The following is a 1,076-nucleotide window of genomic DNA, read 5'->3' on the forward strand; positions in this document are numbered from 1 at the left end:
GCTCCTGCTTGCGCTGCCGCTGATGGTGCCGGTCGCGCTATGGACCTGGCCGCCGGCCTGGAGCGGCGTCAGCGTGCCCGCCTGGATCGGGCTCGCCTACGTCTCGATCTTCAGCATGTTCGTCGGCTTCATCTTCTGGTACCGCGGCCTCGCGACCGGCGGCATCGCGCGAATCGGTCAGCTGCAACAGCTCCAGCCATTCTTCGGTCTTGCGCTCGCGGGCCTGTTGCTGCACGAGCCGGTCGCCTGGAGCATGATTGCCGCAACCGCACTCGTGGTTGCCTGCGTCTTCTTCGCGCGCCGGTTCGCGTGAGGCTTTCGCCTCACGCCTGCCCCATCACCGTCCGCGTCAGCGCGCTCCTTGCAAATTTCTTCAGCGGCATCGGCTTGCCAAACAGAAAGCCCTGCACGAGGTCGAAGCCCAGTTCGTTGGCCGCAACGAGGTCGGAGCGGCTCTCGACCCCCTGGGCGACGCTGCGCGCGCCATAGCTCTGCGCGAGCTCGACGATGTCGCGGCACACCGTCCGCTTCAGCCGATCGTTGCCGCTGCCGGTGACGAACTGCCGGTCGGCCTTCAGCTTGACGAAGGGAAGCTTGTCCAGGCCCATCAGCGCCGGCCAGTTGGCGCCGAGATTGTCGATCGAGAGGCCGATATTGTGCAGGCCGACCTCGCGCGCGACCTCGGTCAGGTGATCGAGATCGCGGATCGCCTCGTCGCTGTCGATCTCGACCGTCAGCCCGCCGAAGGCCGGATGCGTCGGCATGCTGCGGCAGAGATCGCGCACTGCCTGCGGCTCCTTGAGATAAGACGCGGGAAGATTGATCGACAGGTCAACCGGGCTTTGTTGCTCCAGAAGATAGTGCCAGTCCTGCATGGCGCGCCCGATCACGAACTCCGACAGATCGCGCAAATGCGGATCGTGCGGCTCCGGAATGAAATAGGCGGGCGGCACCACGCCCCAGGTCGGATGCCGCATCCGCACCAGCGCCTCGGCGCCGCTGCGGACCAGCGTGCGCGCGTCGATCTTGGGCTGGTACCAGAGCTCAAGCCAGCCGGCATGCAGGGCCTCGCCGAC

Annotated in this window: 2 protein-coding genes; one reads left to right on the forward strand and one right to left on the reverse strand. The window is 66.4% G+C overall.

Features of this window, described 5'->3' with window-relative positions; genetic code table 11:
• On the forward strand, positions 1-313 hold a 313-nt coding region (locus MOV75_RS39360; RefSeq protein WP_247008229.1), incomplete at its 5' end, for a DMT family transporter.
• A 10-nt stretch (positions 314-323) separates the two neighbouring features.
• Here MOV75_RS39360 and MOV75_RS39365 read toward each other — a convergent pair.
• The coding region (locus MOV75_RS39365) for an EAL domain-containing protein (protein ID WP_247008231.1) at positions 324-1,076 on the reverse strand (753 nt) is incomplete at its 5' end.

This window comes from Bradyrhizobium sp. PRIMUS42 (assembly GCF_023006515.1).
Taxonomy (GTDB): Bacteria; Pseudomonadota; Alphaproteobacteria; order Rhizobiales; family Xanthobacteraceae; genus Bradyrhizobium.